We start from the raw sequence: 25439 nt of genomic DNA on the forward strand, positions 1-25439 counted from the left end.
CCGGGACGACGTGGGGAGAAAGCTCTCTCGAAATCGATGCTCAGGTATTGAAGCGGAAATGCATGACGTCGCCGTCGGCGACGACGTACTCCTTGCCTTCAAGCCGCAGTTTGCCGGCATCGCGCGCGCCGGCCTCGCCGTTGCCGGCGATGTAATCGGCGTAGGCGATGGTCTCGGCGCGGATGAACCCCTTCTCGAAATCGGTATGGATCACGCCGGCGGCGGCGGGCGCCTTGGTGCCGCGGTCGATGGTCCAGGCGCGCGCTTCCTTCGGGCCGACGGTGAAATAGGTGATGAGATCGAGCAGCCGGTAGCCGGCGCGGATCAGCCGATCGAGCCCGGCCTCTTCCAGACCCAGCGTCTCCAGGAAGTCAGTGCGTTCTTCACGCGACAGCGTCGCGATTTCGGATTCGATCTTGGCCGAGATCACGACCGCGACCGCGCCCTCCTCCTTGGCGCGTTCGAACACCGCCTTGGAGAAATTGTTGCCGTCCTTCGCCGAGGCTTCCTCGACGTTGCAGACATAGAGCACGGGCTTCGAGGTCAGGAGCCCGAGCATGCGGAACGCCCGCTCCTCCTCCGGCTTGCGCTCCAGCGCGCGCGCCGGCTTGCCGTCGCGCAGCAGCACCAGCGCGCGGTTGACGAGCTCGAGCTGCTCCTTGGCTTCCTTGTCGTTGCCCTTGGCCTTCTTCGAGAGGTTATCGACGCGCTTCTCCAGGCTGTCGAGGTCGGACAGCATCAGCTCGGTCTCGATGGTCTCGATGTCGGCGAGCGGCGCGATCTTGCCCTCGACATGGGTGATGTCGGAATCCTCGAAGCAGCGCACCACATGGGCGATGGCGTCGACCTCGCGGATGTTGGCGAGGAACTGGTTACCGAGACCTTCGCCCTGCGACGCGCCGCGGACGAGGCCCGCGATGTCGACGAAGGTCAGCCGGGTCGGAATGATCTGCGCGGACTTCGCGACCGCCGCGAGCTTCTCCAGCCGCGGATCAGGTACCGCGACCTCGCCGACATTCGGCTCGATGGTGCAGAACGGATAGTTCGCCGCCTGGGCGGCCGCCGTCTCGGTCAGCGCATTGAACAGCGTCGACTTGCCGACGTTAGGCAGCCCGACGATCCCGCATTTGAATCCCATGTCTTCCTCAACATTCTCTGATCCGTCATGGCCGGGCTCGTCCCGGCCATCCACGTCTTACGGTGCACGCGGCAGGTAAGACGCGGATGCCCGGCACAAGGCCGGGCATGACGACAAGGGAGATCAGGCCGGCTTCTCGCCGCCGTTCTCACCCTTGTCGAAAAACCCCTTGGCCTGCATCGTCAGATGCACCTTGTTGGCGAACGACGCGTCGTGCCCCGCAGCCAGCAGGCCGGCATTGTCGGCGACGGCCTGGCACAAGGCCTCCACCCACGCCCGGTCGCTCTTGGCGAAGTCCGACAGCACGTGGCTGTGCACGAGCTCCTTGACGCCGGGATGACCGATCCCGAGCCGCACCCGCCGATACTCGTTGCCGATATGCGCGGAAATCGAGCGCAGCCCGTTGTGGCCGGCGATCCCGCCGCCGATCTTGACCCGCACCTTGGCGGGCGGCAGTTCGAGCTCGTCCTGGAACACGGTGATGTCGGAGGGCGTCAGCTTGAAGAAGTTCGCCGCTTCCTGCACCGCGCGCCCGGACTCGTTCATGTAGGTGGTCGGCTTCAGCAGCACGACCTTCTCGCGATCGACGACACCCTCGGAGGTCTCGCCCTGAAAGCGACGGCGCCATGGTGCGAAACCATGACGCCGTGCAATCTCATCGACCGCCAGGAAACCGATATTGTGCCGGTTGCTGGCGTATTTCGCGCCGGGATTACCGAGACCGACAAAAAGGCGCATGGCGCGGCATCCCGCGTCGGTGCGCCATCAGACGATCGCGCGCCGACCTGATCGATTACTTCTTCTTGTCGCCACCGGCGGGAGCCTTGGCACCCGCGGCCGGAGCCGCACCCGCAGCCGGAGTTGCCGCCGCGGCCGGAGCTGCAGCACCCGCAGCCGGAGCCGCGCCACCAGCAGCCGCCGCAGCCGCGGCCTTCTGCTCTTCGGCGTAGCCGGACGGCGGCACGATGGTGACCAGCGTCGCGTCTTCACGGGCGAGGGACTTCACGCCCTTGGGCAGCTTGACGTCGGAAAGATGCAGCGAGTAGCTGATCTCCAGCGCGCCGACGTCGGCCTCGATATATTGCGGAATGTTGTCGACCGCGCATTCGAGCTCGAGCGCGTGGGTGACGATGTTGACGGTGCCGCCGCGCTTGACGCCCGGGGAGATTTCACCGTTTACGATGTGCAGCGGCACGCTGACGCGGATGGTCGCGCCTTCGCCGAGCCGCATGAAGTCGACATGGAGCGGGAAGTCCTTCACCGGGTCGAGGTGGAAGTCGCGCGGAATCACGCGGTGCTTCTTGCCCTCAAGGTCGATCTCATAGATCGTGGTCAGGAACCGGCCCGCCAGGATGCGCTGGCGCAGTTCACGATCGTCGACTGAGATGGTGACGGGGGGCTGGTTGTCTCCGTAGATCACTCCGGGAACTCTCCCGGCGCGACGCTCTGCCCGGGCGGCCCCCTTGCCGCTCTTCGGACGCGCGGTCGCCTTCAATTCCTTGACGGTCGCCATAGCGTTAAGTCCTTGTATTTAAAAAGTTAAAGGCCGCAGCGCGGCCCATGCTCAGGTCCACAGCAAGCCTCCAGGGGTGCGGGGGCCGCGGACGTGGCGGGCTTTTAGCCCCAAAGGGCCGAAATGACAAGGAAATGAAGGGATTTTTCTTGGGTTACCGAGGGAGGATCGTAGCCCGGACGGCGCGAAGCGCAATCCGGGGCCGGTCCCGCGGAGGCAGTGGTCCCGGATTTCGCTTCGCGCCGTCCGGGCTACATGCCGTTTCAGCCTGCCGTGCCGCCGAGCTTGGCTTCCAGCGCCGCGATCCTCGCCTTCAGCGCCTCGTTCTCCTCGCGTGCCAGGCGGGCCATATCCTTGACCGCGTCGAATTCCTCACGCTTGACCACGTCGAGGTCGCGCAGGATCCGCTCCGCCTGGTTGCGCATGACCGTGTCGACCTCGCGCTTGACGCCCTGGGCGGCGCCCGCGGCATCGTTCATCAGACGGCCGATCTCATCGAAAAACCGGTTGCTGGTCTGGGTCATCTCGCAAAACTCTCCGCGTTCACTGCCTCGCGCCAAAGACAATGGCGATCTCAGCCATCCGGTTCAAGTCCGCCGCGAATGGCAGGCCTCCCGAGGCTTGCCTTGTCATGCTCCGGTTTCCTTGCAATCGTATGAACTCACAACAGAAATCGCACACATAACGCGAGCAGAAACGCCATGATCGACCAGACCGTCGATATCCCGACCAAGGACGGCAAGACCACCACCTTCATCACCCATCCCGAGCGCGGCGGCCCCTTCCCTGTCGTCATCTTCTACATGGACGCGCCGGCGATCCGCGAGGAGCTGCGCGACATGGCGCGCCGGCTCGGCACGTCAGGCTATTATGTGATGCTGCCCAACATGTATTACCGCGCCGGCGTGATGGAGCTCGGCCCGATCAATCCCGATCCGGAATCGCCCGAGCGCAAGCGCATGTTCGAGCTGATGCACTCGCTCAACATTCCGCTGGTGATGGAAGACACCAAGGGCCTGCTCGCCTATGCCGAGACGCAGAAGGCCGCCAACACCAGGATCATCGGCACTGTCGGCTATTGCATGAGCGGCCGCTACGCCGTGAACGCGGCGACGCATTTCGGCGATCGCGTCAAGGCCGCCGCCTCGGTCTACGGCACGCATCTGGCGACCGATCAGCCCGACAGTCCGCATCTTGCCGCGCAAAGGACAAAGGCCGAACTCTATTTCGCCTGCGCCGAGACCGATATCTACGCGCCACAGGAAATCATCGAGCAGGTGAAGGCCGGCATGAAGGGATCGAACAACGAGGTCGAGATCTATCCCGGCACGCATCACGGCTTTGCGTTCCCCAAGCGTCCGGTCTATGACCGCGACGCCGCCGAACGCCATTGGGAGCGGCTCCTCGCGCTCTACCGGCGCAACCTCGTGAGCTGAGTCTCAAGACGCACGATGCCGTTCCTGCTGATCGACTTTCCGGTGTTCAATCCCGTCGCGCTCTCGCTCGGGCCGATCGTGATCCGCTGGTATGCACTGGCCTATATCGTCGGCATCGTGCTGGGCTGGATCTACGCCCGCTCGCTGATCAAGAAGGAGCGGCTGTGGGGCGGCCCGGCGCCGATCACGCTGCCGCAGCTCGACGATTTCATCCTTTGGGTCACCATCGGCATCATCGTCGGCGGCCGCACCGGCTATGTGCTGTTCTACAATTTGCCTTTCTTCATCGCGCACCCTTCCGAGATCCTCGAATTGTGGAAGGGCGGCATGTCGTTCCACGGCGGCTTCCTCGGCTGCGTCGCCGCGGTGATGCTGTTTGCCCGCCGCAACAACATCCCGATCCTGTCGCTCGGCGACATCACCACCGCGGTCGCGCCGATCGGGCTGTTCCTCGGCCGGCTCGCCAATTTCATCAACAGCGAATTGTGGGGCCGTCACGCCGATCCGAGCCTGCCCTGGGCCATGATCTTCCCCAATGGCGGGCCGCTGCCGCGGCATCCGAGCCAGCTCTACGAAGCCGGGCTCGAGGGCATCGTGCTGTTTGCAGCGCTGGCGATCGTGATCCGGATGGGCGCGCTGAAGCGTCCCGGCCTGATCCTCGGTAGCTTCATCACGATCTACGGCGTTGCCCGAATCATCGGCGAGCACTTCAGGGAGCCCGACCCGCAACTCGGATTCCTGTGGGGCGGACTTACCATGGGCATGCTGCTGTCGGTGCCAATGATCATCGTGGGCGTTATCATCATCACCGCCGCCGTCCGCCGCAGGGCGAACGGTCCGGCACCGAGTTCAACCTGAACAAGTTCAATCTAAAGCAAGTGCAATCCAAGGAAGGCCGTGAACGAACCCTCCCCGCTGCTGGATGAGATCAGGAAGCTGATCAAGCTGTCCGGGCCGATGCCGGTCTGGCGCTACATGGAATTGTGCCTGATGCATCCGCGGTACGGCTACTATCTGTCGCGCGATCCGCTTGGCCGCGAGGGCGATTTCACCACGGCGCCCGAGGTCAGCCAGATGTTCGGCGAACTGCTCGGGCTGTGGAGCGCCTCGATCTGGCGCGCGATCGGCTCGCCGGAGACGTTCCGCCTGATCGAGCTCGGGCCCGGCCGCGGCACCATGATGTCCGACGCGCTGCGTGCGCTGCGCGTGCTGCCGCCGCTCTACCAGTCGCTCAGCATCCACCTCGTCGAGGTCAACCCGGTGCTGCGCGAGAAGCAGTACGCGACGCTGACGGGCGTGCGCAACATCACCTGGCACGACAACATCGACGACGTGCCCGAGGGACCGGCGGTGATCCTCGCCAACGAATATTTCGACGTGCTGCCGATCCACCAGATGGTCCGCCGCGAGACCGGCTGGCACGAGCGGACGGTCGGGATGGATGCCAATGGCAACCTGTATTTCGCGCCCGCGCCCGAGCCGACGCCGCATTTCGAGGTGCTACTGCCGCCGCTGGTGCGCGCCGCCCCGCTCGGCGCGGTGTTCGAATGGCGGCCCGACAACGAGATCATGAAGCTCGCCACGCGGCTGCGCGACCGGGACGGCGCCGCGCTGATCATCGATTACGGCCATCTGCGCAGCGACGCCGGCGACACCTTCCAGGCGATCGCGCGCCACAGCTTCGCCGACCCGCTGAAGAACCCCGGACAGGCCGACGTAACCGCGCATGTCGATTTCCAAGCGCTGGCGCGGGCCGCCGAGGATGTCGGCGCGCGCGTCCACGGACCGGCGACGCAGGGCGACTTCCTCAAGCGTCTCGGCGTCGAGGCCCGTGCGGCGGGGCTGATGGCGAAAGCAAGCCCCGAAGTCTCGGCCGACGTTGCCGGTGCGCTGAAGCGCCTGACCGATTCCGGACGCGGCGGGATGGGCTCGATGTTCAAGGTCATGGCCATCTCCGACCCGCGCCTCACCTCGATCGCCGGATTGAGCGATCAGCCTGACGAGACCGAACAATGACATTGGGATCACCGCTGCTGTCGGCCATTCCGGGCCTGCGCCATGCCTTCTTCTCGCGCGAGGGCGGCGTGTCGGAGGGCATCTATGCCGCGCTGAATGGCGGGCTCGGCTCGCGCGACGATCCGGCCAAGGTCGCGGAGAACCGGCGGCGGATGGCGGCGCAGCTCGGTGTGCCGCTCGATCACCTCGTCAGCGTGCATCAGGTTCATTCGCCTGACGTCGTGACCGTGACCGGTCCATGGAATGGCGCCGTGCGCCCGAAGGCGGACGCGCTCGTCACCCGCACCGCGGGCCTTGCGATTTCGGTCACGACGGCCGACTGCGGCCCAATCCTGTTCGTCGACCCCAATGCACGGGTGATCGGCGCGGCGCATGCCGGCTGGAAGGGCGCGCTGACCGGGGTGCTGGAATCGACCATCGACGCGATGGAGAAGCTCGGCGCCGAGCGCGGCGGCATCGTCGCCGCCATCGGCCCGCTGATCCGCAAGGAGTCCTACGAGGTCGGCAACGAATTCGTCGAACGCTTCATCGAGGCCGATGCGGAGAACGGCATGTTCTTCATGCCTGCCGAACGCGATGGACACGCGATGTTCGATCTTGCCGGCTTCATCCGCATGCGGCTGGAAAATGCCGGCGTGCTGATGATCGACGATCTCGGCATCGACACCTATTCCGACGAGCGCTGCTTCAGCTACCGCCGCTCCGTGCATCGCAAGGAAGCCGATTACGGCCGGCTCGTTCACGCCATCGCGCTGGAACGGCCGGCGTAATCATCGACCATGCGCGAGCGCCACGAAGCGGGGTTCACCCGTCAACAGCTGCCGACGGCCTGATAGTAGAATACTGTTCCGCCTGCGCCGTCCGATTCGACGTAAACGTCGTACAGCGTGCCTCCGCCGCATTCCTGCCCTCCATAGGAGGAGCCCGGCGCCCGCGCAATGAGACCGCCTGCCGAATCCGATCCCCGCATTCGCATGAGCCGGTTGAACGCCGATCGCCTGAGTGCGGAGGTCTTGTCACCGGACGCCACGAGCGTGCCGGCCTTCGTGCGTGCGAAGGTTTCGATGATGACGAAAGCATCCCGCGCCAGGTGATACTCGTACAGGGCTTCTCCAGCCTTGTTCTTGCCCTTTGCGGCCACGCGCTTGCGAACGTCACCATCCAGCAGCCAGACGATCGGGCCGTCCGGATCGTCGCAGGGACAAGGATCGGTTACACAAACGCACGAGGACAGCAAAACCGGAGAATATCCCTTCAGCCTCAGTGGATGGTCCCCCGGGAGGTCGAGCGGGGCGGCGGCTATCGTGGTCGTGTCGGCTGCGGCAAATTGCTTTTCGAGTTCGTCGGCATAGGATGGCATGACAACTATCTCCTGAAACCTAAAATTGCATAAGTATCGATGAATGCCTAAACCGGTTGTCGGTCTGGCTGTATGCGCTGCTTCACATTTTCAGGCGAATTTGTCTGACGGGAAACAAACCCGAATGTCGCGGCTAGATCGCGGATATGCGCTGCACGACGCTGGTCGCCATGGATGCGCGGCCAAACCGCTGACGTCTCAGAGCCGGAAAATCCGCTCAGGTTGGTGGCGTCGTTCGGCAACATGACGGAGCAAGGAATTCGATCCTGGCGCGGCGCTTGGACCGTCGACTGTTAAGCGCTGTGGCCGTCCTGCCCTAGACGTTAAGCCGTTTTAACGATATCGCAGGACGCAATGAGGGAAGCGTCGAACCGCCAGTTTCAAACTGGGACAGCCGTGCGTGCCGCGATCGCATGCTCGTGGCTCGCGATCGCGTGCGCGCTTGGCGGCTGCGCGGCCGGCGGCAACGTGGCCGACTCCTACGCCATGGCCACGCCGGCAAGCAGCGGCGCAACCGTCGCTTTCGAATCGATCGACGGCCCGCCGCCCCAGGTGTTCGACCGCATGGTCGGCGTGCTCGACAGCGAGTCCAAGCTGCGCAGCCTGTCGATCGTGTCGCGCCAGGGCGCTGCCGCCTATCGCGTGCGCAGCTATCTGTCGGCGCAGGTGGTGCGCGGCCGCACCATGATCGCGTGGGTGTGGGACGTCTACGACAGCAACCAGCAACGCGCGCTGCGGCTCTCCGGCGAGGAGCCCGCCGGCAAGGCCGGCCGCGACGCCTGGGCCGCCGCCGACGACCTGGTGCTGCGCAAGATCGCTCAGGCCGGGCTCAGCGGCCTGTCCGGCATGATCAATGGCGGCCCGGCGGACGGCCCCACGCCCGCTCCGGCACCGGACCTCCGCGGGCCCACGGTGGCAAGCGCCCCGGCCCCCGCCGCGCCCGAGACCGTGGCGCTCGGCTATTCCGCCGACTAAACCCCGTTATCGCCCGGGAAATGCGCTTTTTGCCCAGGAAAACGGCGGCCAAAGCCGGCTAATGGGTTGCCATCGGATGCGCCTGCCTGATATTCCCTCGCGCACCGAAAACCCGCCGGTTCTGTAAGGACTTGAGATGCTGAACGTCGTATCCAGCAAGGCGCGGGGGGAAGCATCGATGTCGGCAAAGAACGGATCAATCAAGCTCGTCGCCGGCAACTCCAATCCTGCGCTGGCGCAGGACATCGCCAAGGGACTTGGCATCGAACTGACCAAGGCCGTGGTCCGGCGCTTCGCCGACATGGAGATCTTCGTCGAGATCCAGGAGAACGTCCGCGGCTCGGACATGTTCATCCTGCAGTCGACGTCGTTTCCGGCCAACGACAATCTGATGGAACTGTTGATCATCACCGACGCGCTGCGCCGTTCCTCGGCGCGCCGCATCACCGCGGTGGTGCCCTATTTCGGCTACGCCAGGCAGGATCGCAGGTCCGGCTCGCGTACGCCGATCTCGGCCAAGCTCGTCGCCAACCTGATCTCGCACGCCGGCGTCGACCGCGTCATGACGCTCGACCTGCATGCCGGCCAGATCCAGGGCTTCTTCGACATCCCGACCGACAACTTGTTCGCGGCGCCCCTGATGGTGCGCGACATCAAAGAAAAGTTCGACCTCGCCAAGGTGATGGTGGTGTCGCCCGACGTCGGCGGCGTGGCGCGTGCCCGCGGCCTCGCCAAGCGCATCAACACCCCGCTTGCGATCGTCGACAAGCGGCGCGAGCGCCCCGGTGAGTCCGAGGTGATGAACGTGATCGGCGACGTCGCCGGCTACAACTGCATCCTGGTCGACGACATCGTCGATTCCGGCGGCACGCTGGTGAATGCGGCCGAGGCGCTGATCGCGCACGGCGCCAAGGAAGTCTCGGCCTATATCACCCACGGCGTGCTGTCCGGCGGTGCCGCCGCACGCATCGCCTCGTCGCGGCTGAAGGAACTGGTCATCACCGACTCGATCCTGCCGACCGAGGCCGTCAACAAGGCGCCGAACATCCGCCAGATCTCGATCGCCGGCCTGATTGCCGAAGCGATCGGCCGCACCGCGGCGGAAGAGTCGGTTTCCAGCCTGTTCGATTAAATCGATATTTGCTGTCGTCCCTGCGAAAACACTAGCGTATATACATATCCTCCGCAGTCTTTCCGGAGTCTTCTCAAAGAGTTGGCCGAAAACCGCAGAGAACTTACTCATCTGCACTAGGGTTGCGCCCGCCGATTTCGGCTCTCGCCTAGTAGCTAACCCCTTGATGATGAGTCGGTTTTCTAGCCTCGAAGAGATGTGTAAATGCCCTAGTGCGAAAACAGGGACCCATAACCACAGGCCTTTGTTGTTGCGAAGGCCGTGGCTCCAGCGTTGTCAATCAACTCCAATTCGGGGTTATGGGTCCCGGCTCAAGGCCGGGACGACACCGAGTATGCGGCAGCCACCCCGCTAAAACCCCGGCCGCGGAACGTGGCTCATCAGCGTCCGCGCATAGCCGCCATCGACGATGATCTCCTCGCCATTGACGTATGACGAGCGGTCGCTGGCCAGGAACAGGGTCGCGTCCGCCATGTCCTGCGGTGCGCCGATCCGGCGCATCGGCACCACGGCGGTGCGCCGCTCGGTGACCCCTGGCGTATCGTAGAAAGCCTGGCTCATCGGCGTCACGACAAGGCCGGGGCTCACCACATTGCTACGGATGCCGTGCGGTCCCCATTCGGCGGCGAGTTGCTGCGAGAACATCACGACGCCAGCCTTGCTGACGCTGTAGGCACCGCTCTGCCCCTGCGCATTGCTGGCGGCGATCGAGGCAACGTGGATAAGGCTGCCGCGTCCGGCCTTGCGCATCTGGCGGCCGAACGCCTGGGCGCAGATGAAATAGCCGGTGAGATTGACCGCCAGCACCGCATTCCATTCCGCGAGCGGCAACGTGTCGAGCCCACCCGGGCGCAGCACCGCCGCAGTGTTGACAAGGATGTCGCAAGCGCCAAGCGTGCGCGCGACGGCGTCGGCGGCTGCCGCGACATTGTCCTCGCTGGTCGTATCGCAGGTCGCGACGAGATGACCGTCGCCGAATTCGCGAAGCTCTGCCTTGGTCTCCGCAAGGGAGCGCTCGTCGCGATCGAGCGCGGCGACCCTGGCGCCGGCCCGCGCGAAACTGATCGCGGTGGCGCGGCCGATACCGCCGCCTCCGCCGGTGACGACGGCAACGCGGCCCGACAGGCCGAGCCAGTCGGAGGAATGTTGTTCGGTCATGGGGCGCCTCCCGCGCATTTTGGTTTTATGCCGCAAGCATAACCGAACGCGCCGCAGGCGAGAGCGATCCCGGCACGCATGCCGGAATCGCTTTTCCGCCGACGCTAGCCGGGAATCCCCGCCGCGACCTGGCCGCGCAGACGCTCGAGGCTGAGCAGCGTGTTGGCGCAGGCTTCCGCGACCTCGATCCCCTTGATGACAAAGTGCTTGCGGAAGAACTCGTAATGCACCTCGGTCTCGTGGAATTGCTGCGGCGTCAGCACCGCCGAGAACACCGGGACCTCGGTGCGCAACTGCACATCCATCAGCGCCTTGATCACGGTGTCGGCGACGAATTCGTGGCGGTAGATGCCGCCATCGACGACGAGCCCGGCCGCGACGATCGCGGTGTAGCGACGGGTCTTCGCCAGCAGCTGGGCATGCAGCGGGATCTCGAACGAGCCCGGCACCTCGAACACGTCGACATTGGTGATGTGACGCGCCTCGATCTCCTTCAGGAAGGAGATGCGGCATTCTTCCACCACGTCGCGATGCCAGGACGACTGCACGAAGGCAACGCGCTGCGGCTTTGCGAAGTGCGGATGCTCCGGCGTCGGCGGAATGGCCGGCGTATCGGGAGCGCTTTCTGCCTGGGAGGTTTGGACTTGAGAGGCTTGAGCGTCTTGGTCTTGCAACATCTGATTCATGGCTTTCCTCTTTCAGGACCAGAATCAGGGCACACGGACAACGACACGAGCCCACGCGAAAATCGCGTTGGCTGCCGCAACCGTTCTCTTTCATCCGGACTGTAACCGTCGGCTTCGGAATTGCACCGAATCTGCTGACCCTTCCGCCGGCTTCGCGGAGGAAGGCGCTCGCGGGCTTGGGCTCATCACCCTTACCGCCGGTGGGGATTTTCACCCCGCCCTGAGAACTCGGCACGCCCGGGATGGACGTGCCTGAGGCGAAATATGACCAAAGCGCGACAGCCGGGCAAGGCCTTTGGCATGGGGAAACGGCATGTCCCCATGAGCGCGTTGCGGCTCTGCGAGGTTGATGCGAGGCCCCGACAGCTGATTCACAGGCGCGGCGAAGCGCCAGCAAATGGTTAACAAAGCGTTACGCGAACGCTTAGATTCCGATTTGTTCTCAAAATCACAGATGTGGCGGAGATCAGCTGTGGACGATGCGCGCTTTGGCTGTGGACGGACTCGGCGTGCGGTTGCGCGGATTCCGCAAATCACATCACTTCATCGGCGTCAGGTCCAGGGGCATCCGGAAGCCCGCATCAGGAACTGCACTCGGCCACGACGCAGTATGTCGCAAGTGCCGGCTTCCGTGTGCGTATCAAGCGATCATAAGAACAAGGTCCGAGACGGCATGTCCCTCCTCGAAAGCATTATCGATTCCCGGAACAACCCGCTTGCGGTGGTCGAAGATATCGCCACCGACAACAACTGGGCGTTCGAGCGTTCCGGCGAAGACGAGGTGACGATCGTCTCCAAGGGAGACTGGATCGATTATCAACTCTCGTTCACCTGGATGGGCGAGATCGAGGCGCTGCATCTCGCCTGCGCCTTCGACATGAAGATGCCGCAGGCGCGCCGCGCCGAGGTGCAGCGCCTGGTCGCTGCGATCAACGAACAATTGTGGGTCGGCCATTTCGATCTGTGGACCCACACCGGCATGGTGATGCATCGTCAGGCGCTGGTGCTGCCCGGCGGTCTCACCGCCTCCACCGCGCAGTGCGAGGCCATGGTGGTCAACGCGATCCACGCCTGCGAGCGCTACTACCCGGCGTTCCAGTTCGTGGTGTGGGCCGGCAAGTCGACCGCCGAGGCGATGGCCGCGGCGATGTTCGATACCGAGGGCGAGGCGTAAGCGTTTCGCTCCAGCGCTCCCACACGCTCGGTGTCGTCCCGGCGAAGGCCGGGACCCATACTCCGCGGCCCCTGGGCTTAAGCAAACTGCTTGTGGCTGATCACGTGCCTCACTAGAACCGCCTGTGGTTATGGGTCCCGGCCTTCGCCGGGACGACGTGAGAGTTTGCGGAGTCACCTGTGAGCACATCCAGCAGCGCACTGACGAATACTTCCGGCACCATCGCGCTCGCGGGCGCGGGCAAGATGGGCGGCGCCATGCTGACGGGCTGGCTCGCGCAGGGCCTTGCACCCGAGCGCGTCGCGGTGATCGACCCGCATCTCTCGCCGGAAATCTCCGCGCTTGCCGCAAAGGGCGTGCGGCTCAATCCGCAAGCGAAGGATCTCGGCACGGTCGACACGCTTGTCGTCGCGGTGAAGCCGCAATCGTTCCGCGACGCCGGCGCTGCGCTGAAATCCTTCGTCGGCCCCTCGACACTCGTCGTCTCGATCATGGCCGGCACGACGATGTCAGCGCTGGAAGACGTTGTCGGCGGCGCGGTGGTGCGCGCGATGCCGAACACGCCGGCGGCGATCGGCCGCGGCATCACCGTTGCAGTGCCGTCGAAGCGCGTCACCGCCGCGCAGCGCGCGATGGCCGATGCGCTGCTGAAAGCGACCGGGCTCGTCGAATGGGTCGACGATGAGAGCCTGATGGACGCGGTGACCGCGGTGTCCGGCTCGGGCCCGGCCTATGTGTTCCTGCTCGCCGAGGAGCTGGCGCGCGCCGGCGTTGCGGCCGGCCTGCCCGAGCAGCTCGCGACCACGCTGGCCCGGGCGACCGTCGCCGGCTCCGGCGAGTTGCTGCATCGCTCGGATCTGCCGTCGGCGACCCTGCGGCAGAACGTCACCTCGCCCGGCGGCACCACCGCTGCGGCACTCGAGGTGCTGATGGCCAATGACGGCATGCAGCCGCTGATGACCCGCGCGATTGCCGCCGCGACAAGGCGCTCAAGGGAATTGGCGAAGTAGTCCTTCGCCGACCGATCACTCGTTCCCCGTCACCCTGAGGCGCGAGCGGAGCGAGCCTCGAAGGGTGCACGGCCCGCGGCCCATCCTTCGAGGCTCGCCCAGCGACGCAAGTGCGCCGCAAGGCTCGCACCTCAGGATGACGTCGGAATACGCGGATCGGCCACAAGGCTTCATCTACTGCGCCTGGCCCGATGTCCCGGCCAGCCGCTTGTTGAAGCTTTCGACATTGATCAGACCGCGGGCGTGGCGGCCTTCGCCGAGCTTGCGCGTGCCCTCAAAGGCCTCGACCTCGAAGCGGATCACGCGGCGTTCGACCGCGATCACTTTTGAGGTCGTCCGCACGGTGGCGCCGACCAGCGCGGCGGCGAGATGGCGGATATCGACCTCGGTCCCGACCGTGACCCAACCGGGCTGCAGCGCGGCGCGAATGGCATCGCCCGACGCCATCTCCATGTCGAGGATCATCATCGGCGTCGCATAGACCATCGGCATGCCGGGCACGAAGTGACCGACGGTGCGCTCGGGCGGCACCACGAGCATGCGCTCGGCGCTCATGCCGATCTTGATGAAGTCGCGTGCGTCCATGGGTGCCTCAAAACAGGTGTCGTCCCGGGCAAGCGAAGCGCGACCCGGGACCCATAACCACGAATATCAATCGGTCGAAAGCTGAGGCCGCAGCCTTTGCCAATCACCGGCATCGATGGTTATGGGTCCCTGCTTTCGCACTAGTGCATGCACACATCTTTTCGAGCCGAAAAACCGACTCTTGATCAAGGGCTTAGTCGCCACTCCGTGACGAAACTTCGCGAGCGCAGCTTGGCAAAAATGCATCGTTTCTCTGCGTTCTTGAGCCAAGTCATTGAGAAGACTCCAGAAGATGTGTGCATGCACTAGTGCTTTCGCAGGGACGACGAAATGAATGCGAATTATTTTTTCGCCGCAGCCGCGCGCTCGACGAACGACTTGCCGCCCTTCATCTTGTGATGCAGCGGCGCTTCGTTGATCTGGATCACGACCGCGTCGGCATCGACGCCGAGATTCTTCACCAGCGCCTGGGTGATGTCGCGCATCATGCCGAGCTTCTGCTCGTCGGTGCGGCCGGCGGCCATGCTCACGGTGATCTCAGGCATTGTTGCTCTCCCTCTTGTTGTCGCCATGGCCGGGCTCCTCCCGGCCATTCACGTCGCCGCGCATCAAACAAGAGGTGGATGCCCGGCACAAGGCCGGGCATGACGTCACCAGCGAATGGCTATCCCCACGCCACGTCATGCCGCGCCAGGACCTCGCGGACCTTGGCGACCAGATCGGCCTCCGCACAGGAGAACTGCGCCGGACGCGTCTCACGCCATTCCTGGTTGGAGGCGATCGCAGCCGCGGCCTTGGCGCCTTCGATCAGATCCTTGATCTGCACCTCGCCGCGCGCCTTCTCGTCCGAGCCTTGGATGATCACGCAGGGCGAGTTGCGGCGATCGGCATATTTGAGCTGGTTGCCCATGTTCTTCGGATTGCCGAGATAGAGCTCGGCGCGGATGCCGGCTTGGCGCAACTGCGCGACCATCTTCTGGTAGTCGGCGACACGATCGCGGTCGAACACGGTGACGACGACGGGACCGAACTCGGCCTGCGTGTCGAGCTGGCCGAGCATCGTCAGCGCGGCCTGCAGGCGCGACACGCCGATCGAGAAGCCCGTTGCCGGCACCGGCTCGCCGCGGAAGCGCGAGACCAGGCCGTCATAGCGGCCGCCGCCGCCGACCGAGCCGAACCGCACCGGGCGGCCCTTCTCGTCCTTGGTGTCGAGCAGCAGCTCAACTTCGTAGACCGGGCCGGTGTAATATTCGAGACCACGAACAACGGTGGGATCGATGCGGATGCGATCCGCGCCATAGCCGGACGCCGCGACCAGCTTGGCGATCTCCTCGAGCTCGCTCACGCCGGCCTGACCAACTTCGCTCTTCGCCAGATAGGTCTCCGCCGCGGCAATCGCCTCTCGCCAATCGTCACGCTGCTGCGTGACGGCCAGGACGATATCGGCATCCGCGGGGCTCAGGTCGGCGCCCTTGGTAAAGTCGCCCTTGCCCTCTTCGCCGCCATCCCATCGTCCGGCACCAAGCAGCTTGCGAACTTCCTCGGCGGGAAATTTGTCGAGCTTGTCGATCGCGCGCAGCACGGTGAGGCGACGGCCTGCATTCTCGTCACCGCCGAGACCGATCGCCTCGAGCACGCCGTCGAGCACCTTACGGTTGTTCACCTTCACGACATAGGAGCCGCGCGGAATCCCGAGCGCTTCCATCGTGTCGGCCGCCATCATGCAGATCTCGGCGTCGGCCGCCGGCGTCGCCGAGCCGACGGTGTCGGCGTCGAACTGCATGAACTGGCGGAAGCGGCCGGGACCCGGCTTCTCGTTGCGGAAGACATAGCCGAACCGATACGACCGATAAGGCTTCGGCAGCGCGTCGAAGTTTTCCGCGACATAGCGCGCCAGCGGCGCGGTCAGGTCGTAGCGCAGCGAGATCCACTGCTCGTCATCGTCCTGGAACGAGAACACGCCCTCGTTGGGACGGTCCTGGTCGGGCAGGAACTTGCCGAGCGCGTCGGTGTATTCCATCGCCGGCGTCTCCACCGGCTCGAAGCCGTAGAGCTCGTAGACGGCGCGGATCTTCTCGACCATCGCCCGCGTGGCATTGATCGCGGCCGGGCCGCGATCTTCCAGCCCGCGCGGCAGGCGCGCCTTCAGTTTCTGGGGTTTTTTGGGTTTCTCGGCCATGTCATGCGCTGCAAGGTCTGTAAGCCGCGGTAGCTTACAAAGATGATGCCGGGTTACCAGCCGAGGCGGCGCGGAGCAAGGTATCCGGCCGCTCTTACCTCGCCCCGCTTGCGGGGAGAGGTCGGAATTCAAGCGTAGCTTGAATTCCGGGTGAGGGGGACCCTCCACGAGCCGGTCTCTTACCATGTTTGCGGAAGCGGCCCCTCACCCCACCCTCTCCCCGCAAGCGCGGGGCGAGGGAGTCGGAGAGCGTGCCTACCTTACGTCCGCCAAACCGCCAGTCAGGCGACGTTCCTGATCCAGTTATGCGGGTCGTTGGTGCGACCGTACTGGATGTCGACCAGCTTCTTGCGCAGGCCCATGGCGACCGGGCCGGCCACGCCGCCGCTGATCTGGAAGTCGCCGCTCGCCGAGCACACCTTGCCGATCGGCGAGATGACGGCCGCGGTGCCGCAGGCGAACGCCTCCTTCAGCTTGCCGCTGGCGGCGTCAGCGCGCCATTGCTGGATCGTATAGGGCTCCTCGCGCACGCGCGTGCCGGCATCCTTGGCAAGCGCGATGATCGAGTCGCGGGTGATGCCGGGCAGGATGGTGCCGAGCGGCGGCGTCAGCAGCGAGCCGTCGTCGAACGCGAAGAACACGTTCATGCCGCCGAGCTCCTCGATGTAGCGGCGCTCGACCGCATCGAGGAACACGACCTGGTCGCAGCCCCGTTCGATCGCCTCGGCCTGCGCGCGCAGGCTGGCGGCGTAGTTGCCGCCGCACTTGACGGCGCCGGTGCCGCCGATCGCGGCGCGGGTGTAATTCTCCGACACCCAGATCGACACCGGCGCAGGGCCGCCCTTGAAATAGGAGCCGACCGGGGAGGCGATGACCGAGAAGATGTATTCGGCCGACGGCTTCACGCCGAGGAAGACCTCGCTCGCGATCATGAAAGGCCGCAGATAGAGACTGCCCTCGCCACCCGGGATCCAGGCGCGATCGATCCGCACCAGCTGCTCGACTGCATCGATGAACAAATCCTCGGGCAACGGCGCCATCGCCATGCGCTCGGCCGAATCATGGAAGCGGCGGGCATTGGCGTCCGGCCGAAACAGGTTCACGCCGCCGTCGTCGCGCTTGTAGGCCTTGAGGCCTTCGAAAATTTCCTGGGCGTAGTGCAGCACCGCGCCGGCCGGATCGAGCGGAAAATTCGCGCGGGCCTCGACGCGGGCGCTGTGCCAGCCCTTGCCCTGGCTGTAGCGGACGATCGCCATGTGATCGGTAAAGACCCGGCCGAAGCCGGGGTCCACGAGCTTCGCCGCGCGATCCTTGTCGGACGTCGCATTCGGCGAAGGCTGGATGTCAAATTTCAAAGTCATTTTTCTTGCTTTCCGCTGTCGGAACCGGCGCGATACCCGGCGCCGGCCTGTTTCCCCCGGAGCCATCAGGCTCAGCTGGCCCGAACTTCACCACCGCCGGCCGCGCCGCCGGCTTCCATCGCCAACATGCCGTTTAGACATGCTTTTGCGGAATGCTGAAGTCCAGTATGTTTGCCGAAATGCCGCTCGACAATCGCACGGTAGTCCAATTTGCGGCCCAAACCGCCTCACAGGCTCGTTCAGGCCGCCTTAAACGCTGTCGAGGACAAAACGACCTAATGTTTCGTCGTGACAGGCAGTTTTGTAACATTGAACCCAAGATACGTCAATATGACTGACATAAATTTCTCAGGCATGGCTGCCAAGCCCGATTCGCAGGGAGACGACAACGCTCCTGGGGCGGGGGTACGCGACCTGCGCTGGGACATCATCGAGCTGTTGTTCTTCGCCTACCGCGACTTTGTCGGCGATGCCGACCAGGAGCTGGAGGCGTTCGGCTTCGGCCGCGCCCACCACCGCGTCATCCACTTCGTGACCCGCTATCCGGGGCTGAAGGTCGCCGACCTGCTCGACGTCCTGCGCATCACCAAGCAGTCGCTCGGGCGCGTGCTCAAGCAGCTCTTGGACGAGGGCTACATCGTGCAGAAGACCGGCAACAACGACCGCCGGCAGCGCCTGCTCTACGCCACCCCGAAGGGCGAGGCGCTGGTCGCCAAGCTCGCGGGGCTGCAGACCGACCGCATCAACCGCGCGGTCGCCGGCATCGATCCGGCCGGCGTCGAGACGGTTCGCCAATTCCTCCGCGCGATGATCGACCGCGACGATCCCGACAAGGTGCTCGAAGCGATCTTCGGCGGCGGCAGAAAAACGAGGGAGTGAGCTGGTGCAGGCTGCAACCATGATGCGCGCGCCGGTCGAGCCGGCCGACGACGCGCCGCACCTTCTGCTGGTCGACGACGACCGCCGTATTCGCGACCTGCTGTCGCGCTTTCTCTCCGGCGAAGGCTACCGGGTCACGACGGCGATGAGCGCCACCGATGCGCGCGCCAAGCTGCTCGGGCTGCATTTCGACCTGCTGATCCTCGACGTGATGATGCCCGGCGAGAACGGCTTCGACCTCGCCCGCTTCATCCGCAGCTCCTCGACGGTGCCGATCATCATGCTGACCGCCCGGCACGAGGCGGAAGCCCGCATCGAGGGCCTGCAGATCGGCGCCGACGATTATGTCGCCAAGCCGTTCGAGCCGCGCGAGCTGGTGCTCCGGATCGGCAATATCCTCAAGCGCACCGCGCCGCCGCAGGTCGCAGTCGTCGAGCAGATCGCGTTCGGCCCCTATATTTTCCATATCGAGCGCAGCGAACTGCGTCAGGGCGAAGAGATCATCCATCTGACCGATCGCGAGCGCGAGATGCTGCGCATCCTCGCCAGCGCGCCCGGCGAGACCGTGCCGCGCGCCGAGCTGACCTCCGGCGGCACCGTCAACGAACGCGCGGTCGACGTGCAGATCAACCGCCTGCGCCGCAAGATCGAGCACGATCCCGCCAATCCGCTGTTCCTGCAGGCGGTGCGCGGCATCGGCTATCGCCTAGTGGCTTCGCCCTGAGCATGACCCAGAAAGTAGCCCGCATGAGCGAAGCGATATGCGGGGTTGGCAAGCCCCGGATATCGCTTCGCTCATCCGGGCTACGAAATCCCATCGCTCTATAAGTATCGAACATGAGCACGCTCGACTCCGGCCTGACCCTGATCCGCAACGCCTCGCAGCGCGTCTCGAAGGCGAATGGCTGGATGGGCAATGCGTTCAAGAGCTGGATGCCGACCGGCCTCTATGCCCGCGCGCTGCTGATCATGATCGTGCCGATGGTGATCCTGCAGACCGTGGTGGCGTTCGTGTTCATGGAGCGGCACTGGAACACGGTGACGCGGCGCCTGTCGGCCGCGGTGGTGTCCGATATTGCCGCGCTGATCGACGTCTACAAGAGCTACCCGCAGGACAAGGACCGCGCGCAGCTTCGCCGCATCGCCCAGAAACTCCAGCTGGTGGTCGACTTCCTTCCCGCCGGCGACATGCCGCCGCCGGGGCCGAAGCCGTTCTTCTCGCTGCTCGACCAGACGCTTTCGGTGCAGCTCGGCCGCCAGATCAGCCGTCCGTTCTGGATCGACACTGTCGGCAAATCCAATTTGGTCGAGATCCGCGTGCAGCTCGACGATTCCGTGATGCGGATCTTCGCCCAGCGCAGCGCGGCCTACGCCTCCAATTCGGAGATATTCATCTTCTGGATGCTCGGCACCTCGACGATCCTCCTGATCGTCGCCGTGCTGTTCCTGCGCAACCAGATCAAGCCGATCCTGCGGCTCGCCGACGCCGCCGAAAGTTTCGGCAAGGGCCGCGAGGCGCCGAACTTCCGGCCACGCGGCGCGCGCGAGGTGCGGCGCGCGGCGCAGGCCTTCATCGAGATGAAGGCGCGCGTCGAACGTTCGATCGAGCAGCGCACCGCGATGCTCGCCGGCGTATCGCATGATCTGCGCACCATCCTGACCCGGTTCAAGCTCGAGCTTGCCCTGATCGGCGAAGGTCCCGAGATCGACGCGATGCGCAAGGACGTCGACGAGATGTCGATGATGCTGGAGGACTACCTTGCCTTCGCGCGCGGCGATTCCGGCGAGGTCGCGCAGCCGACCGACATGGCGTTGGCGCTGGAGGAATTGCACAGCGACGCCGAGCGCCACGGCCACACCGCAACCGTTGCATTCCACGGCCTGCCCGTCGTCACGGTGAAGCCGGCCTCGTTCAAGCGCTGTCTCGCCAACCTCGTCTCCAACGCCGCGCGCCACGCCAACACGATCTCGATCACCGGCCATCGCGACCATCGCTATCTCAACGTCACGGTCGACGACGACGGGCCGGGCATCCCCGCCGACATGCGCGAGGAAGTGTTCAAGCCGTTCCTGCGGCTCGACGATGCCCGCAACCAGGACGAAGGCGGCACCGGGCTCGGGCTTGCGATCGCCCGCGACATCGCCCGCTCGCATGGCGGCGACATCATGCTTAGCGAAAGCCCGATGGGCGGCCTGCGCGCCGTCGTGCGGGTGCCGGTGTAACCTAGCGTTTTCGAGCGAATTGGACGCCGGTTCGCGTCAGGAAAACGCGTCCAAACAACAAATTCGAGCTACCAGCGGTATGACAACGTGCCGATGACCTGCCGCCGTTCGCCGGCATAACAGTACCCGGACTGGCAGGTCTGGTAGTGCGTGCCGAACAGATTGGTGGCGTTGACGCGCGCGGTGGCGCCGAGGAAGCGCCGGTCCAGCTTGCCTAGATCGTAATCGATCACCGCATCGAACAACGTCGTCGCCGCGTTCTGGAACGTGTTCTGGTCGTTGCCGAAGTTCGTGCCGATATAACGCAGGCCGAGACCAAGCCCGAGGCCTTCGACGGGCACGCCGGACTGGAACGTATATTTGCCGAAGGCGGCGAAGGAATTCCTCGGAATGCCGGAGAGCTCATTGCCGGTCGTATCGGGATTGCCCTGCGTGATCACGACGTTGAGATGGGTGTAGGCGGCGGTGAGATCAAATCCCTGCTTGAGCGCCAGCTTCGCCTCGAGCTCCACGCCCTTGGATTCGACCTGCCCGGTCGCTGCCTGGAACGCCATGTTGTTCGGATCGGTACGCAGCACATTGTCCTGCGTGATGTCGAACACCGCGGCGGTCAACAGCACTGGAACGTTCGGCATCTGGTACTTGATGCCCACTTCCTTCTGCTCGCCGGTGGTCGGCCTGAACGGCAATCCGGATGCGTCGACGCCGACCTGCGGGGCGAATGCCGTCGCGTAGCTGACATAGGGCGCAATGCCGTTGTCGAAGACATAGCTGAGGCCCGCACGGCCCGTGAAGGCGGTGGCCCTTTGCGTCGACGGCACGCCGTCGAGACCCGCGGTCGTCGTCTGCGACACCCAGCTCTGGTGCCCATTGAGCGTCAGAATGAAGCCGCCGAGCTTGGCCTGCTCCTGTGCATAGACACCGACCTCGTCGGTCGACTGCTTGTTGAAGATCGAGAATGTCGGCGTCGCGATGGCCTGGGCGCCGTAGTTCATGGTCAGGAGATTGAGGTCGGGCGCCGGCCCGTAGCCGATCTTGTCGTTGTAGTAGGAGTGACCGTAGTCGACGCCGAACAGCGCCGTGTTCCTGATCGCGCCAAGCATGAACTTGGCCTCGGCCTGATTGTCGAGCGTCACGGTGTTGAAACTGTCCAGGATCCGCCAGGCCGACCGCGACGCCAGATTGGTGCTGCTGTCGATCGAATCGATCTGGGTGTATTTCGCGTCGACGTCGACCTGGTAGAAGCGGAAGTTCTGCCGCACCGTCCACACATCGTCGACATTGTGCTCGAACGCGTAGCCGATGCGATATTGCTTCTGATCCATTGCGCTGAACGCCGGATCATTCGAGTAGATGTTGGTCAATTGTCCGTCGGGCGTGCGGAAGTTGCCGATGCTCGCGGCGGTTCGGCTCTTTTGATATTCGATCAGGATGGTGAAGGACGTGTCGGCGTCCGGCCGCCAGGTCAGCGCCGGCGCGATATAGGCGCGATCGTCGTCGTTGCCGGGGTACCAGGTCTTTGCGTCGCGAAGCAGGCCCGTCAGCCGGTAGTACAGCTGATCGCTGCCGGGCACCGGACCACCGACATCGAAACTGCCCTGGTAACGGTCGTAGGTGCCGCCCTGCAGTTGCACCTCACCGAATGCCGTCAACGGCGGCCGCTTGGTCGTGACATCCACGATGCCTCCTGGAGAGCCGAGGCCATAGAGGCCCGAGGCTGGTCCGCGGAGGATCGACACGCTGTCGAGACCGTAGGGTTCGATCTTGGGAATTGCGAAGTTGCCGCCGCCCTGGCGCAGGCCGTCGCGATAGATGCCTGTATAGGTCGCGTCGAAGCCACGGATGTAGAAACTATCGAACCTTGGATCATAGCCGAACGCCGTGGTCGTCACGCCGGGCGTGTAGCTGACGGCGTCCTTGAGCGTCTGGACGTTGCGATCCCTTAGCTCCTTTTGCGTCACGACCGAAAGCGACTGCGGCGTTTCGATCAGCGCTGTGCTGGTCTTGGTGCCGGCAGTGCTTCCGGTTGCGACGTAACCCGTCGTCATACCGATCGCGCCTCCTGTGCCTTGCGACCGCGGAGCCTGACTCTGGGCGGGCGCAGTCACATTGCGGCGCCGATTCGCCGCGACCGCGCGCGAAGTCCTGGTGTTCTGACTTGAAACGACGGCACCGCGCTTTTTTGCGGCGCCAGGTTCATCCACCGTCACTGCGGGAAGTTCGCTGACATTGTTCTGCGGAGGACTTGTCTGCGCCTGAGCGTAGGCGACGTCTGTGCCCATTGGCACAAGTATGACCGAACCGAGTAGCGCTGCATTGATCGCAGCCGTTGATCCGAGCAAACCGCGCTTGCTCCGCAACGAAGCCATTCCCACCGAACAAATCCCCACATTGCCTTACGCCGACATCGATCGAGCCGCGTTTGCGACAAGGCCGGCATCGATTGGGGCGGACTTCTATCGGCGGGATGATCGAAATTCCACACGCGCAAAATAGAATCGATGGAAGCAGCAACGAAGCGCAACACTGGAGTGATTCAAGATGCGCATCACTGGAACGATTCAAAACGACATGTTGGCGCGTCAGGCGTTCGACACGACGTTGGCGATGCGCGTCGTCTCTCGCAGAGAGTCTCGAACGCGAGGCACGCAGCGATCATTCAACGATGTTGTACCCCGTCGACGTCATCGCGCGCCAAGGAGCGCATGAACGCGGTGAACCGTCATCCCCGCGCAAAGGCTATCGCATTTCGTGGCGGCGTTCTCGTGGCCATCCTTCGAGACGCCCGCCTTCGGCGGGCTCCTCAGGATGAGGTCTTGTTCTGCGGCACAATAGTAGACCCTCATGGTGAGGAGCGCCGCTTGCGGCGCGTCTCGAACCACGTGGCCAAGCACTTGCGCGGTCGCCAAGGGGCATATGCGATAGCCCTGGGGGTGACGGGGTGGGATCGGATGGATTGCACATCGCCTCAGCGCAAAATTGCTTTGCAATCTTGTCGCGAGCTACTCGAAATGATGGTGCGGCAAGCGGCGCAGCCTCTCAGCATGCGAGGCGATGCATTCAGGCGCGCGGCAACAGCCGGATGCGCTGCGCGCTACTTCTGCTTGGGCAGGAGGCCCTTCAGCTTTTCCATGTCCTTGACGTTCATCTTCATGCCGCCGGGCATGATGATGTCACCGGCCTTCTGGTCGCTCTTGCAGGCGCCGAGCCATTTCGCCTCGATGGTCATCGTGGTGTCACGTGAGCCGGCCGCGCCGCCCTCGGCATGCGAGGTGCTCTTCACCGTGTAGGCGGAATTGAAATCGCCGACGATCTCGGCATGGCTCTGCATCGTCATGCCGGCGACGCTGCAGACGCTGTCGCTCACATAGCCGGTCGCGGTCTTCTGGATATCCTGCTTGGAGCAGACTTCCTTGGCCATCGGCGAGGCCGCCGCGCTCATCTCCTTGTCGGTGGTCTCGTCGGTGCAGTGCTGCATGGTGATTTCCGGCATCGGCCCGCCGGTGCGCACCATCTTCATCTCCCACAGACCGGCCTTGCGGATCGGCAGATCGACGGCACTTGCGGCGCCAGCGGACAGAACAAGGCACACAGCCGAACCAAGCAAGGCAAGCTGTCGGGTCATGCGGTCGGCTCCCGGCTGAACGATCGAAAGATCTGGTGCGCGCTCAGTAGAGCGTGCGCAGCGGCCTCTGGGCTGCGCCATAGGGCACCCAGCGACAGGCGAAAGAGATGTAGCCGCCCGGATAGTTCTGCATCGCAAGGAACTTAACCACCTTGCCGTAGGAGGCGCAGTGATCGACGGCGAGCTGCCGGGCGTCGCTCTGGGTCGCCAGCGTATAGGCGATGATACCGCCGGTATCATTGCCCTTGAACGGCGGCACCGGCTGCATCCAATCCGCCCGCGCCGGCACAACGGCCAGCATCCCGCAAACGGCAACCAGGCAAGCGGCCAATTTCCTTCGCATCGCAGACTCCATTTCGCTTCGAGCCAACATAGAGTGCGCCGGCGACCGTGAAAAGAACGAGCGGGCTCCCCAAAGTGGACTTCTCCGCAGGTGTTGCCGCCCTGCACTTGACCTTGCCGGGGCTTCGCGGCACCGTCCGCGGCATCGGATAATCGGGTGGATTCCCATGCGCAACCTGTTCAACTCCCGCAATAAACTCGGCCGCAAGCTCGGCCTCGGCGCCGCACTCGTGGTCGGTCTGCTGGCTTTCGGGGGTACGGCCCAGGCCGCCAATCCGCTCGAAATGAACTTCTGGCTGTCCGGCCCGCGCTATGATGGCAATGTGGCCCCATGCGAGAAGGCCCTGACGGTCATCAGCACGCAATTCCAGGAAAAGGAAGCCACCTTCTGGAATTCGCCGCTCGTGATCACCGGCTTCAACGGGATTCACGAAACCGCCTTCCGTCCCTGGCAGTCCGACAATATTCCGCGCCGTTATTGCACGGGCGAGGCGATGCTGAGCGACGGCAAGGTGCGCAAGGTGCACTATTCGATCATCGAGGACGGTGGCTTTGCCAGCATCAATCAGGGCGTCGAATGGTGCGTCGCGGGGCTCGACCGCAACTGGACCTATAACCCGTCCTGCAAGGCCGCGCGGCCCTGATCT

At 64.4% G+C, this 25439-nt stretch carries 26 protein-coding genes and 1 riboswitch; of the genes, 12 read left to right on the forward strand and 14 right to left on the reverse strand.

All coding sequences use genetic code 11. The features are described from left to right. Positions 1-40: 40 nt before the first annotated feature. From ychF to J6525_RS17620, 4 genes are all read right to left on the reverse strand, one after another. Positions 41-1138: a redox-regulated ATPase YchF gene (ychF, locus tag J6525_RS17605; RefSeq protein WP_028333102.1), complete on the reverse strand. Its 1098-nt coding sequence runs from the start codon at positions 1136-1138 to the stop codon at positions 41-43. A gap of 123 nt (positions 1139-1261) precedes the next feature. Continuing rightward, positions 1262-1876 (reverse strand): aminoacyl-tRNA hydrolase, encoded by a 615-nt coding sequence (gene pth, locus J6525_RS17610; protein WP_092089017.1) that lies wholly within the window; start codon positions 1874-1876, stop codon positions 1262-1264. A gap of 55 nt (positions 1877-1931) precedes the next feature. After that, positions 1932-2651, reverse strand: a complete 720-nt coding sequence (locus J6525_RS17615; RefSeq protein ID WP_225645602.1) for a 50S ribosomal protein L25/general stress protein Ctc — start codon at positions 2649-2651, stop codon at positions 1932-1934. A gap of 263 nt (positions 2652-2914) precedes the next feature. Continuing rightward, the gene (locus J6525_RS17620; protein ID WP_050384261.1) at positions 2915-3175 is read right to left on the reverse strand and encodes an accessory factor UbiK family protein; all 261 of its coding nucleotides are present in this window, start codon (positions 3173-3175) and stop codon (positions 2915-2917) included. A 177-nt stretch (positions 3176-3352) separates the two neighbouring features. Here J6525_RS17620 and J6525_RS17625 point away from each other — a divergent pair, with 177 nt between their 5' ends. The 4 genes from J6525_RS17625 to pgeF all read left to right on the forward strand — a co-directional run bounded on the left by J6525_RS17625 (position 3353) and on the right by pgeF (position 6873). Further along, positions 3353-4087 (forward strand): dienelactone hydrolase family protein, encoded by a 735-nt coding sequence (locus tag J6525_RS17625; protein ID WP_225645603.1) that lies wholly within the window; start codon positions 3353-3355, stop codon positions 4085-4087. 15 nt (positions 4088-4102) lie between these two features. After that, positions 4103-4945 (forward strand): prolipoprotein diacylglyceryl transferase, encoded by an 843-nt coding sequence (lgt, locus tag J6525_RS17630; protein WP_225645604.1) that lies wholly within the window; start codon positions 4103-4105, stop codon positions 4943-4945. A gap of 99 nt (positions 4946-5044) precedes the next feature. Further along, a complete protein-coding gene (locus J6525_RS17635; protein WP_225645686.1) occupies positions 5045-6103 on the forward strand; it encodes a class I SAM-dependent methyltransferase in 1059 nt (352 codons plus the stop codon). Continuing rightward, entirely contained in the window at positions 6100-6873 is a 774-nt protein-coding gene (gene pgeF, locus J6525_RS17640) for a peptidoglycan editing factor PgeF (protein WP_225645605.1), read from the forward strand. The genes J6525_RS17635 and pgeF overlap by 4 nt, the downstream gene beginning before the upstream one ends. Positions 6874-6914: 41 nt before the next feature. On the opposite strand, the gene J6525_RS17645 is transcribed toward pgeF, so the two are convergent. Next, a complete protein-coding gene (locus tag J6525_RS17645) occupies positions 6915-7463 on the reverse strand; it encodes a hypothetical protein (protein WP_168856576.1) in 549 nt (182 codons plus the stop codon). 354 nt (positions 7464-7817) lie between these two features. Between J6525_RS17645 and J6525_RS17650 the strand changes: the two genes are divergently transcribed. Both J6525_RS17650 and J6525_RS17655 read left to right on the forward strand, forming a co-directional pair. Next, the gene (locus J6525_RS17650) at positions 7818-8438 is read left to right on the forward strand and encodes a hypothetical protein (protein WP_225645606.1); all 621 of its coding nucleotides are present in this window, start codon (positions 7818-7820) and stop codon (positions 8436-8438) included. A 178-nt stretch (positions 8439-8616) separates the two neighbouring features. Next, on the forward strand, positions 8617-9570 hold the full coding sequence (locus J6525_RS17655; RefSeq protein WP_028344316.1) for a ribose-phosphate pyrophosphokinase: 954 nt from the start codon (positions 8617-8619) through the stop codon (positions 9568-9570). A gap of 351 nt (positions 9571-9921) precedes the next feature. On the opposite strand, the gene J6525_RS17660 is transcribed toward J6525_RS17655, so the two are convergent. Together J6525_RS17660 and J6525_RS17665 are read right to left on the reverse strand one after the other, a co-directional pair. Then, the gene (locus tag J6525_RS17660) at positions 9922-10728 is read right to left on the reverse strand and encodes an SDR family NAD(P)-dependent oxidoreductase (protein ID WP_225645607.1); all 807 of its coding nucleotides are present in this window, start codon (positions 10726-10728) and stop codon (positions 9922-9924) included. A gap of 104 nt (positions 10729-10832) precedes the next feature. After that, positions 10833-11414, reverse strand: a complete 582-nt coding sequence (locus J6525_RS17665) for a 6,7-dimethyl-8-ribityllumazine synthase (RefSeq protein ID WP_225645608.1) — start codon at positions 11412-11414, stop codon at positions 10833-10835. A 78-nt stretch (positions 11415-11492) separates the two neighbouring features. After that, a riboswitch (FMN riboswitch) is annotated at positions 11493-11646 on the reverse strand. A gap of 441 nt (positions 11647-12087) precedes the next feature. Here J6525_RS17665 and J6525_RS17670 point away from each other — a divergent pair. Together J6525_RS17670 and proC are read left to right on the forward strand one after the other, a co-directional pair. Beyond that, the gene (locus J6525_RS17670; RefSeq protein WP_016844492.1) at positions 12088-12588 is read left to right on the forward strand and encodes a type III secretion system chaperone family protein; all 501 of its coding nucleotides are present in this window, start codon (positions 12088-12090) and stop codon (positions 12586-12588) included. A gap of 179 nt (positions 12589-12767) precedes the next feature. Further along, positions 12768-13598, forward strand: a complete 831-nt coding sequence (gene proC, locus J6525_RS17675) for a pyrroline-5-carboxylate reductase (RefSeq protein WP_225645609.1) — start codon at positions 12768-12770, stop codon at positions 13596-13598. A gap of 174 nt (positions 13599-13772) precedes the next feature. Here the strand turns inward: proC and J6525_RS17680 are convergent, their stop codons facing one another. The 4 genes from J6525_RS17680 to J6525_RS17695 form a co-directional block, all read right to left on the reverse strand. After that, positions 13773-14183, reverse strand: a complete 411-nt coding sequence (locus J6525_RS17680) for a thioesterase family protein (protein WP_225645610.1) — start codon at positions 14181-14183, stop codon at positions 13773-13775. A 341-nt stretch (positions 14184-14524) separates the two neighbouring features. Then, complete coding sequence (locus J6525_RS17685; protein WP_018269806.1) at positions 14525-14728, reverse strand: tautomerase family protein; 204 nt, start codon at positions 14726-14728, stop codon at positions 14525-14527. Between the two features lie 119 nt (positions 14729-14847). Next, positions 14848-16362 (reverse strand): histidine--tRNA ligase, encoded by a 1515-nt coding sequence (gene hisS, locus J6525_RS17690; protein WP_225645611.1) that lies wholly within the window; start codon positions 16360-16362, stop codon positions 14848-14850. A gap of 281 nt (positions 16363-16643) precedes the next feature. Continuing rightward, positions 16644-17723: a branched-chain amino acid aminotransferase gene (locus J6525_RS17695; protein ID WP_225645612.1), complete on the reverse strand. Its 1080-nt coding sequence runs from the start codon at positions 17721-17723 to the stop codon at positions 16644-16646. A gap of 330 nt (positions 17724-18053) precedes the next feature. Between J6525_RS17695 and J6525_RS17700 the strand changes: the two genes are divergently transcribed. The 3 genes from J6525_RS17700 to J6525_RS17710 all read left to right on the forward strand — a co-directional run bounded on the left by J6525_RS17700 (position 18054) and on the right by J6525_RS17710 (position 20825). Beyond that, complete coding sequence (locus J6525_RS17700) at positions 18054-18602, forward strand: MarR family winged helix-turn-helix transcriptional regulator (protein ID WP_092089044.1); 549 nt, start codon at positions 18054-18056, stop codon at positions 18600-18602. 19 nt (positions 18603-18621) lie between these two features. Next, positions 18622-19326 carry a response regulator gene (locus J6525_RS17705; RefSeq protein ID WP_038377300.1) on the forward strand — a complete coding sequence of 235 codons (705 nt, stop codon included), beginning with the start codon at positions 18622-18624 and terminating at the stop codon, positions 19324-19326. A 113-nt stretch (positions 19327-19439) separates the two neighbouring features. Next, on the forward strand, positions 19440-20825 hold the full coding sequence (locus tag J6525_RS17710) for an ATP-binding protein (protein ID WP_225645613.1): 1386 nt from the start codon (positions 19440-19442) through the stop codon (positions 20823-20825). Between the two features lie 68 nt (positions 20826-20893). Here the strand turns inward: J6525_RS17710 and J6525_RS17715 are convergent, their stop codons facing one another. The 3 genes from J6525_RS17715 to J6525_RS17725 form a co-directional block, all read right to left on the reverse strand. Beyond that, on the reverse strand, positions 20894-22873 hold the full coding sequence (locus J6525_RS17715; RefSeq protein ID WP_225645614.1) for a TonB-dependent siderophore receptor: 1980 nt from the start codon (positions 22871-22873) through the stop codon (positions 20894-20896). A gap of 1046 nt (positions 22874-23919) precedes the next feature. Next, positions 23920-24450 (reverse strand): DUF3617 domain-containing protein, encoded by a 531-nt coding sequence (locus tag J6525_RS17720; RefSeq protein WP_018269802.1) that lies wholly within the window; start codon positions 24448-24450, stop codon positions 23920-23922. 43 nt (positions 24451-24493) lie between these two features. After that, complete coding sequence (locus J6525_RS17725) at positions 24494-24793, reverse strand: hypothetical protein (protein ID WP_028341043.1); 300 nt, start codon at positions 24791-24793, stop codon at positions 24494-24496. A 166-nt stretch (positions 24794-24959) separates the two neighbouring features. Between J6525_RS17725 and J6525_RS17730 the strand changes: the two genes are divergently transcribed. Continuing rightward, positions 24960-25436, forward strand: coding sequence for a hypothetical protein (locus tag J6525_RS17730; protein WP_057016620.1), 477 nt, complete (start codon positions 24960-24962; stop codon positions 25434-25436). Positions 25437-25439 lie beyond the last annotated feature (3 nt).

This window comes from Bradyrhizobium australafricanum (genome assembly GCF_020329495.1).
GTDB lineage: Bacteria > Pseudomonadota > Alphaproteobacteria > Rhizobiales > Xanthobacteraceae > Bradyrhizobium > Bradyrhizobium australafricanum.